Here is an 8,905-nt window from a genome sequence, read left to right as displayed (position 1 = left end):
GAGAATGCCGGTATGAGTAGCGAAAGAGGGGTGAGAATCCCCTCCACCGAATGCCTAAGGTTTCCTGAGGAAGGCTCGTCCGCTCAGGGTTAGTCGGGACCTAAGCCGAGGCCGAAAGGCGTAGGCGATGGATAACAGGTTGATATTCCTGTACCACCTCCTCACCATTTGAGCAATGGGGGGACGCAGGAGGATAGGGTAAGCGCGGTATTGGATATCCGCGTCCAAGCAGTTAGGCTGGGAAATAGGCAAATCCGTTTCCCGTGAAGGCTGAGCTGTGATGGCGAGCGAATTATAGTAGCGAAGTTCCTGATTCCACACTGCCAAGAAAAGCCTCTAGCGAGGTGAGAGGTGCCCGTACCGCAAACCGACACAGGTAGGCGAGGAGAGAATCCTAAGGTGATCGAGAGAACTCTCGTTAAGGAACTCGGCAAAATGACCCCGTAACTTCGGGAGAAGGGGTGCTCTGTTAGGGTGCAAGCCCGAGAGAGCCGCAGTGAATAGGCCCAGGCGACTGTTTAGCAAAAACACAGGTCTCTGCGAAGCCGTAAGGCGAAGTATAGGGGCTGACGCCTGCCCGGTGCTGGAAGGTTAAGAGGAGCGCTTAGCGTAAGCGAAGGTGCGAATTGAAGCCCCAGTAAACGGCGGCCGTAACTATAACGGTCCTAAGGTAGCGAAATTCCTTGTCGGGTAAGTTCCGACCCGCACGAAAGGCGCAACGATCTGGGCACTGTCTCAACGAGAGACTCGGTGAAATTATAGTACCTGTGAAGATGCAGGTTACCCGCGACAGGACGGAAAGACCCCGTGGAGCTTTACTGCAGCCTGATATTGAATGTTGGTACAGCTTGTACAGGATAGGTAGGAGCCTTGGAAACCGGAGCGCCAGCTTCGGTGGAGGCATCGGTGGGATACTACCCTGGCTGTATTGACCTTCTAACCCGCCGCCCTTATCGGGCGGGGAGACAGTGTCAGGTGGGCAGTTTGACTGGGGCGGTCGCCTCCTAAAAGGTAACGGAGGCGCCCAAAGGTTCCCTCAGAATGGTTGGAAATCATTCGCAGAGTGTAAAGGCACAAGGGAGCTTGACTGCGAGACCTACAAGTCGAGCAGGGACGAAAGTCGGGCTTAGTGATCCGGTGGTTCCGCATGGAAGGGCCATCGCTCAACGGATAAAAGCTACCCCGGGGATAACAGGCTTATCTCCCCCAAGAGTCCACATCGACGGGGAGGTTTGGCACCTCGATGTCGGCTCATCGCATCCTGGGGCTGTAGTCGGTCCCAAGGGTTGGGCTGTTCGCCCATTAAAGCGGTACGCGAGCTGGGTTCAGAACGTCGTGAGACAGTTCGGTCCCTATCCGTCGCGGGCGCAGGAAATTTGAGAGGAGCTGTCCTTAGTACGAGAGGACCGGGATGGACGCACCGCTGGTGTACCAGTTGTTCTGCCAAGGGCATCGCTGGGTAGCTATGTGCGGACGGGATAAGTGCTGAAAGCATCTAAGCATGAAGCCCCCCTCAAGATGAGATTTCCCATTCCGCAAGGAAGTAAGATCCCTGAAAGATGATCAGGTTGATAGGTCTGAGGTGGAAGTGTGGCGACACATGGAGCTGACAGATACTAATCGATCGAGGACTTAACCAATTTGAATGTATGCTTACTGTTATCTAGTTTTGAGAGAACACTCTCAATGGTTTGGTGGCGATAGCGAAGAGGTCACACCCGTTCCCATGCCGAACACGGAAGTTAAGCTCTTCAGCGCCGATGGTAGTCGGGGGTTTCCTCCTGTGAGAGTAGGACGCCGCCAAGCTATTATTACGGTAAAGGCAGCTCATCATGAGCTGCCTTTTTTGTTTTTGAATAAAAACAAAACAAACACCGAAATACGGAAACGCCCATATACTAATTGTAAACTTCAAAAAGGTCCAAATTGTGTATACAATCAACAGCTTAAGGGAAGGCTATTCATACGGAGGTGGGCAAAATGAATGAAACGTCCAGCCATGAAGAAACATGTATTGTGTGTGAAACCAAAAAAAGCAGGGGAATCCATATTTATACGAAATTTATATGTTTAGAGTGTGAGAAGAAAGTAGTTTCCACTCCGACCTCTGATCCGAATTATGAATTTTTCGTTCGTAAACTGAAAAGCCTTCATACACCGACGTTATATTCTTAACCCTGAAAAGGGTCTTTTTTTTTGCCTGAAATCAGAGGAGTTTTTACACTTTTTATAAAAGAACTGATACGATAAGAAGAGGAACTTGTTTAGACATGGAATGTAATAGATAATACTGATAAAAGTGAATAAATAGGAGTCGATCAAGTATGAAACCGTTTATTCAATATATGAAATGGACGCTTTGCGGCAGCACAGTTTTTGTATTAGCGGGGATAACCTTCTTTACGATAGGGCATCAGCCTTTTCTGTATTCGCTTTTATACGGGGCAGCCAGCGGAGCCGCAGTCAGTGCGGCCGGTCTGTGGAATGCGAAGCGTCTCTTTTTAAAAAAACACCGGCTGACAAGAAAAGAATATGCTTATATCAAGGAAAATCTTGAGGAAGCAAAGGGTAAAATCATCCGATTACGCAGGGCGCTTTTTCGCTCTAAAAGTATACAAATGCTGAAGCAGAATGCAGAGATACTGCGGATAACCCGACGAATATATCTGCTCACAAAGCAGGAGCCGAAGCGTTTTTATCAGGCAGAGCGTTTCTATTATCAAACGCTTGATTCTGTTGTGGAACTGACGGAAAAGTATGCTCTGCTCTCCTCACAGCCGCGAAAAAATAAAGATTTATCAATGTCCTTGAGTGAGACGAGGATGACTCTAGCAGAGCTTTCCAGAAGGCTGGAAGAGGATCTTCATGAACTGATGAAGGAGGACATCGACGACCTGCACTTTGAATTAGATATGGCAAAGCATTCACTGAGAAAATAAGAAAGGAAGAAGGAAATGGCCAAAGACCGTTCCGACGACAGCATGGGCGCCCAAAATGACCAGACTCATCTAAAGCTTGCAGATACCCTGCCGGAAGAAAAAAGAGAAGCGGCACTTCAGCTCGCTGAAAAACTGGACCCTGGGAACATGCAAAGCATTGTTCTGTTTGGTTCACAGGCGCAGGCGAATCTTCTGGAATTTTCCCACACGATGATAGAGCACGTGCAAAGAAAAGATGCAGGAGAGATGGGACAGATACTGGCTGATCTGATGCTGAAGCTTGACCAGGTAAACCCTGATGATCTGCAGATGAAGAACAAAGGGTTTTTCGCCCGGCTGTTTAAAAGGGTATCCGGTTCTGTGCAGGAAGTGCTTTCGAAATATCAAAAGACAAGTGTGCAGATTGACCGTATCAGCAGAAGGCTGGAACATTCTAAAAATGTGCTGTTGAGTGATAATAAATTGTTAGATCAGCTGTACGCCCAAAATAAACAATACTTTTCTGATTTAACTATGTATATAGCAGCGGGGGAATTAAAATTAGATGAGCTGAAAACAAAGCTGATACCCGAAGCGGCAAGAAAAGCCGAATTACAAGAACACAATCAAATGGCCGCGCAGGAGGTGAATGATCTTCGCCAGTTTGCCGACCGTCTGGATAAGAGGGTGCATGATCTGCTGCTGAGCAGGCAGATTACGCTCCAGAGTGCGCCGCAAATCCGTCTGATTCAAAACACGAATCAGGCACTGGCAGAGAAAATTCAGTCCTCCATTGTTACGGCTATTCCTTTATGGAAGAATCAAGTCGCCATCGCGCTGACGCTTATGAGGCAGCGGAGTGCGGCAGATGTGCAGCAGAAGGCGGCGGATACGACAAATCAATTGCTGCTGAAAAACGCCGAACTTCTGAAAACAAGTACAGTCGAGACCGCCAAAGCCAATGAGCGCGGACTTGTTGAGGCAGAAACCCTCAAAAAAGTGCAGGAAAGCTTAGTCAGCACACTTGAAGAAATCATGTCTATTCAAGAAGAAGGCAGGATGAAACGCAGGCGTGCCGAGGAGGAGCTTGTTATCATGGAAGGCGATTTAAAAAAGAAGCTGCTTGATATGGGGGCCGGCCGGGATAACGGCTAGATGGCAAAAAGTCTTAGCTTTAAGTTGGCTCGCAGTCACGATATAATAAGAAAGACAGGCAAAGGATTTGTTTAAAAATGGACACACCTTTATATACAGCGCTGATGAAGCATGCGCACCGAAATACGTATTCTTTTCATGTTCCGGGACATCACAATGGAGATGTCTTTTTTGATGAAGCCAAATCTGTATATCAATCTCTTTTATCTATTGATATGACTGAGATCACGGGTCTTGATGACTTGCACCACCCGACGGGGGTCATTAAGGAAGCGCAGGATTTGGTGAGCAGATTTTACGGCTCTCAGGAAAGTTTCTTTCTCGTCAATGGAACGACCGCCGGCAATCTGGCGATGATTTTAGCTGTTTGTGAACCGGGTGAACCCATTCTGATCCAGCGTAATTGTCACAAGTCTGTTTTCCATGCGGCGGCATTGGCCGGAGCCAAGCCGGTTTATTTGTTGCCGGAAATCGATGAAAACATGCATGTGCCGGCACATGTATCCCTTTCAGTCATCGAAAAAGCGCTGGCGTCATATCCGAACGCGAAAGGACTTGTTCTGACCAATCCGACTTACTTCGGACACGCCGCCGATTTGACTGCGGCAGTTAAAAAAGCCCATTCATACGGCGTTCCTGTACTGGTGGATGAGGCTCATGGGGCTCACTTTGTGTTAGGCCAGCCTTTCCCGCCTTCATCATTGGCTATGGGGGCGGACGCCGTTGTTCAATCGGCTCATAAAACGCTTCCGGCTATGACGATGGGGTCTTACTTTCATTTGAACAGCACCAGAATTGACAGAGACCGATTAACTTATTATATAAGCAGTCTGCAAAGCAGCAGCCCGTCATACCCGATTATGGCATCTTTAGATACGGCGCGCGCTTATGTGCAGGATATTGCTGAAAAAGGGACACTTCCCGTTCATATGGAGCACATTGAGAAAATCAAACGAAGGTTCGCATCAATTTCTTCTATTGAAATAATCGAGCCTTCCGGATATGGGCTGCGGGCGGACCCGTTAAAATTAATTCTTCGGTCAAAGCTCGGACATTCCGGCTATTCATTACAACGTATTTTGGAGAGTGAAGACATTGTTGCCGAGCTGGCTGACGAGTACCAAGTATTGCTCGTACTGCCGATAGGCGGCCGGCGAATGATAGAACAGGAAACCGTAAGAAACATACAGCAGAAACTGGAGAAAACACCGCCTGATAAATTGCCGGATGCCGTGAATTGGACATTTCCGTCCATTTCGACACTTGAATATCCGCAAAATGAGATGCGGAAGTTTACAAAAGAGCCTGCAGATATAAATAAGGCGGCCGGGCGCTTGCATGCGGGGAACATTATTCCTTATCCGCCGGGAATTCCGCTGATCATGGACGGAGAACGGATAACAGAAGAGATCGTACAAAAGCTTTCCCGTTTAATCGGCATGGACGCGCATATTCAAGGCTTGTTAAACGGGGAACAATTACTTGTCTATATAGAAGAGGAGAAATCATGAGCGGTTTATTTATAACATTTGAAGGTCCTGAAGGTGCAGGGAAAACGACTGTGCTTCAGGAAATGAAAGAGATTCTGTCGGCAGAGGGGCTTCCGGTGACAGCGACAAGAGAACCGGGCGGCATCGACATTGCGGAACAGATCAGAGAAGTGATCTTAAATAAAAACAATACACTGATGGATGCAAAAACGGAGGCACTGCTTTACGCTGCGGCGAGAAGACAGCATTTAGCCGAAAAGGTGCAGCCTGCATTGAAAGAAGGGCGCATTGTGCTGTGCGATCGTTTCATCGACAGTTCGCTGGCTTATCAAGGCTATGCGAGAGGGCTCGGGATTGATGAAGTTCTTTCTATCAACCAGTTTGCAATCGGCGATACGATGCCTGATGTCACCATCTATTTTTCTATTGAGCCGGAAGAAGGGTTGAAACGGATTACGTCGAATGATTCAAGAGAAAAGAATCGTCTCGATCTTGAGGCCCTGCACTTTCACACGAAAGTACGGGAAGGATACCAAAAGGTAATGCAGCGTTTTCCGGAAAGATTCCAGACAATCGACGCATCGAAAAAGAAGGAACTCGTCATTCAGGACGCACTTCAAGTGATAAATGAAGCATTGAAAAAAATTCAGTTGTGACCTGTTTCTCATAAGTTGCTATAATGAATGTAACGACAATGTTCTTTCCAACCTAAAGGGGGCCTAGAGAATGAAACTAATAGTGGCAGTGGTGCAGGATCAGGACAGCAACAGGCTTTTGAAAGTATTAACCGACCACAACTTCAGGGTGACGAAACTTGCGACAACAGGCGGATTCCTTAAATCAGGCAATACGACGTTTATGATCGGGGTGGAAGATATCCGTGTCGATAAAGCGCTCAGCCTCATTAAAGAGAATGGCTGTAAACGTGATCAGATGATTGCCCCGGTATCCCCGATGGGCGGGAATGCGGATTCCTACGTTCCATATCCCGTCGAAGTGGAAGTCGGCGGAGCGACGGTCTTTGTCCTCCCGGTCGATGAATTTCATCAATTTTAAGGATTTGACGACGTGAAAATAAATTCTGACTTACGTACATTTATTGAGAAAAAGCAGCAGCCTGCTTATAAAGCGGCAGAGCTTTCCGGAACGTTTAAAAGTTCAATGGACAGCCAAAGCAGCAAGCTGAAATTTGATCAGCTGAGCAGGTTCTTAACGGATATAGAAACGTTCGGGAAAAGGCTGACGAAGTCGAGAAACTTTAAAGACTTAGCGAAATTCAAAGGATTGGTAAAACGCTTTGTAAAAGAGGCCGTAGACAGCGGATTATCGCATGAGACGGAGAAAAGCTTTGACTTGTACGGCAGCAGCCGGACTCTGGGGCTTGTGAAAGAAATAGATGAAAAACTGCTTCAGCTGACGGAAGAAATGTTAGATCAGGAAAAACCGGCAATTGATTTGCTGGATCGAATCGGAGAAATAAAAGGTTTATTGATTAACCTTTACACATAGAGAGTGATACAATGGCAATATCATGGAAGGAAATGACCGGGCAGCAGCCCAGAGTGATGAGGCTTTTGCATAACAGCATTGAAAAGAAAAGGCTTTCTCACGCATATCTGTTTGAAGGCAAAAAAGGTACGGGCAAATTGGATGCCGCACTGCTTCTCGCAAAAAGCTTTTTTTGCCTTGAAGACGGGACTGAGCCTTGCGGGGAATGCCGGAACTGTAAGCGTATCGAATCCGGAAACCATCCCGACCTGCATGTGGTTCAGCCCGACGGATTATCCATTAAAAAGGCTCAGATCCAATCGCTTCAGGAAGAGTTTTCCAAAACAGGACTGGAATCGCATAAAAAGCTGTACATTATATCCCATGCGGATCAAATGACGACAAATGCGGCAAACAGTCTGCTGAAATTTTTAGAGGAGCCGAGTCAAGACACCATCGCAATTCTTATTACTGAGCAGCTCCACCGAATACTGGATACCATCGTTTCGAGATGTCAGGTTCTTCCGTTCCAGCCGCTTCAGCCGAAAGCCATAGAAGAAAGACTGATTGAACAGGAAGTGAGCCCTCACATGGCCCGGCTCTTAGCAAATATGACAAATAATATTGCGGAAGCAGTCGAATTAAGTCGAAATGATGAGTTTGCAGAGTCCAGAGCGAAAGTGATAAAATTGTATGAAGTCTTACATCAGCGGAAAGGACATGCCTTTTTCTTCATTCAGGATCAGTGGGTGCCCTTTTTCAAAGAAAAAACCCATCAAGAAATGGGTCTTGATATGCTCTTATTGATATACCGTGATGTATTATCCATCCAAATTGGAAATGAAGATAAACTGATTTATCAAGACTTATTCCAATCAATAAAACAGCATGCGCTGCAATTTACACAACAAAGCGTTACGAACCAAATTCTCGCTGTTTTAGAAGCAAAAAAACGGCTTCATTCCAATGTGAATGTGCAGGGATTAATGGAGCACTTGGTGTTAACGTTGCAGGAGGGATAAGCTTGTACAACGTAATAGGCGTCCGCTTTAAAAAAGCGGGAAAAATTTATTATTTTGATCCGAACGGATTTGATATAGAACAAGACAGCTGCGTCATTGTTGAAACCGTAAGAGGTGTCGAATACGGGCAGGTTGTCATCGCAAATAAACAAGTGGACGAGCATGATGTTGTGCTTCCGCTTCGAAAGGTCATACGCGTTGCTGATGAACGCGATCTTCTCATTGTAGAAGAAAACAAACAGGAGGCCCTGTCCGCTTTTGAAGTCTGTCAGAAAAAAGTGGCTGACCACGGCTTAGATATGAAGCTGGTTGATGTTGAGTTTACATTTGACCGCAATAAAGTCATTTTTTACTTTACAGCAGACGGACGGGTTGATTTCAGGGAATTGGTCAAAGACTTGGCTTCTATCTTTAAAACGAGAATCGAATTGCGCCAAATCGGGGTGAGGGACGAGGCGAAAATGCTCGGCGGTATCGGACCATGCGGGAGAATGCTTTGCTGCTCCACGTTCCTCGGTGATTTTGAACCGGTGTCCATCAAAATGGCGAAGGATCAAAATTTATCGTTGAACCCAACGAAGATTTCCGGTCTGTGCGGCCGTTTGATGTGCTGTTTGAAGTACGAAAATGATGAGTATGAGACGGCAAAAGAACAGCTGCCGGATTTAGGCGAAATGATTACGACGGCAAACGGCCCCGCAAAGGTTGTCGGTCTTAATATTCTGGAACGGGTGCTTCAGGTGGAACTGAAGAATCGTGAAAAAGTGATAGAATATACTTGGGAAGAGCTCTTGGAAGAGGGCGTCGTATCCGCACAAACCACAGATTAACG

At 46.8% G+C, this 8,905-nt stretch carries 9 protein-coding genes and 2 rRNA genes (1 of these 11 running past the window's edge); all 11 read left to right on the top strand.

Translation table 11 applies throughout. The annotated features are described in order from the left end of the window. Window positions 1-1,640, top strand: a 23S ribosomal RNA gene (locus tag CXL14_RS03235); it begins 1,290 nt to the left of the window's first position. 50 nt (window positions 1,641-1,690) lie between these two features. Then, window positions 1,691-1,806 (top strand): 5S ribosomal RNA (gene rrf / locus CXL14_RS03230). Window positions 1,807-1,980: 174 nt separating this feature from the next. Then, entirely contained in the window at window positions 1,981-2,175 is a 195-nt protein-coding gene (locus tag CXL14_RS03225; protein WP_007409914.1) for a sigma factor G inhibitor Gin, read from the top strand. Window positions 2,176-2,324: 149 nt separating this feature from the next. Next, the gene (locus CXL14_RS03220) at window positions 2,325-2,939 is read left to right on the top strand and encodes a 5-bromo-4-chloroindolyl phosphate hydrolysis family protein (protein ID WP_014416714.1); all 615 of its coding nucleotides are present in this window, start codon (window positions 2,325-2,327) and stop codon (window positions 2,937-2,939) included. Window positions 2,940-2,954: 15 nt separating this feature from the next. Then, a complete protein-coding gene (locus tag CXL14_RS03215; RefSeq protein ID WP_014416715.1) occupies window positions 2,955-4,073 on the top strand; it encodes a toxic anion resistance protein in 1,119 nt (372 codons plus the stop codon). A 77-nt stretch (window positions 4,074-4,150) separates the two neighbouring features. Next, window positions 4,151-5,584, top strand: a complete 1,434-nt coding sequence (locus CXL14_RS03210; RefSeq protein ID WP_014416716.1) for an aminotransferase class I/II-fold pyridoxal phosphate-dependent enzyme — start codon at window positions 4,151-4,153, stop codon at window positions 5,582-5,584. Then, entirely contained in the window at window positions 5,581-6,219 is a 639-nt protein-coding gene (tmk, locus tag CXL14_RS03205) for a dTMP kinase (RefSeq protein WP_014416717.1), read from the top strand. Before CXL14_RS03210 ends, tmk begins: the two co-directional genes overlap by 4 nt. A 70-nt stretch (window positions 6,220-6,289) precedes the next feature. Continuing rightward, window positions 6,290-6,619 carry a cyclic di-AMP receptor DarA gene (gene darA / locus CXL14_RS03200; RefSeq protein ID WP_004264734.1) on the top strand — a complete coding sequence of 110 codons (330 nt, stop codon included), beginning with the start codon at window positions 6,290-6,292 and terminating at the stop codon, window positions 6,617-6,619. Between the two features lie 12 nt (window positions 6,620-6,631). Next, on the top strand, window positions 6,632-7,072 hold the full coding sequence (locus tag CXL14_RS03195) for a YaaR family protein (RefSeq protein ID WP_004264730.1): 441 nt from the start codon (window positions 6,632-6,634) through the stop codon (window positions 7,070-7,072). A gap of 11 nt (window positions 7,073-7,083) precedes the next feature. After that, window positions 7,084-8,073 carry a DNA polymerase III subunit delta' gene (gene holB / locus CXL14_RS03190; protein ID WP_007409919.1) on the top strand — a complete coding sequence of 330 codons (990 nt, stop codon included), beginning with the start codon at window positions 7,084-7,086 and terminating at the stop codon, window positions 8,071-8,073. Window positions 8,074-8,075: 2 nt separating this feature from the next. Continuing rightward, window positions 8,076-8,903, top strand: coding sequence for a competence/sporulation regulator complex protein RicT (ricT, locus tag CXL14_RS03185; protein WP_004264723.1), 828 nt, complete (start codon window positions 8,076-8,078; stop codon window positions 8,901-8,903). The last annotated feature ends 2 nt before the right edge of the window (window positions 8,904-8,905 follow it).

The organism is Bacillus sp. SJ-10 (assembly GCF_002843505.1).
Taxonomy (GTDB): Bacteria; Bacillota; Bacilli; order Bacillales; family Bacillaceae; genus Bacillus; species Bacillus velezensis.
The sequence above is the reverse complement of the archived record's forward strand: the minus strand, read 5'-3'. Positions and strand labels throughout refer to the sequence as shown.